This is a genomic window from Trebonia kvetii (assembly GCF_007827045.1).
Classification (GTDB): Bacteria; Actinomycetota; Actinomycetes; order Streptosporangiales; family Streptosporangiaceae; genus Trebonia; species Trebonia kvetii.
Genome location: NZ_RPFW01000038.1, coordinates 1 through 459, shown reverse-complemented (window position 1 = coordinate 459; position 459 = coordinate 1). Strand labels below are relative to the sequence as shown.

The 459-nt window shown below is 34.6% G+C and carries 1 pseudogene; it reads left to right on the top strand.

From position 1 onward, the window contains the following. Positions 1–238: pseudogene (locus tag EAS64_RS48115) on the top strand (phosphate ABC transporter ATP-binding protein); the annotation flags it as partial. Between the last annotated feature and the right edge of the window lie 221 nt (positions 239–459).

The window sequence follows — 459 nt, the reverse complement described above, 5'->3', positions numbered from 1 at the left end:
ACCAGCGTCAGCTCTTGACCCAATTTCAACAATGCAAATTGAAGAAACAATGATGGAACTTAAAGAAAATTATACGATTATCATTGTGACTCACAATATGGCTCAGGCTTCTCGGGCCTCTGACAATACAGCTTTCTTCTATTCAGGAGATTTGATTGAGTATGATAAAACAAGCACAATTTTTACTCAACCTAGTTTGCAATCAACAGAAGATTATGTTTCTGGTCACTTTGGTTAAGAGAAAATAAAGTTTAAAATTACTGACGGAATTTTCGTTAGTAAAAAAACTACTGACGGATTCTTGATTTGTCGAAAAACTTGTCCGTCATAGGACAGTCGTTTGTACTTTAGTACATTACGAATGTGCTAGTAGTTCTATCAGTACCTTATAAAAAGGTAAAATATGGAAAAAGAAGCAGTTTTAACCGTCAGCGACTTATCGCTTAATTACAGCAAGAA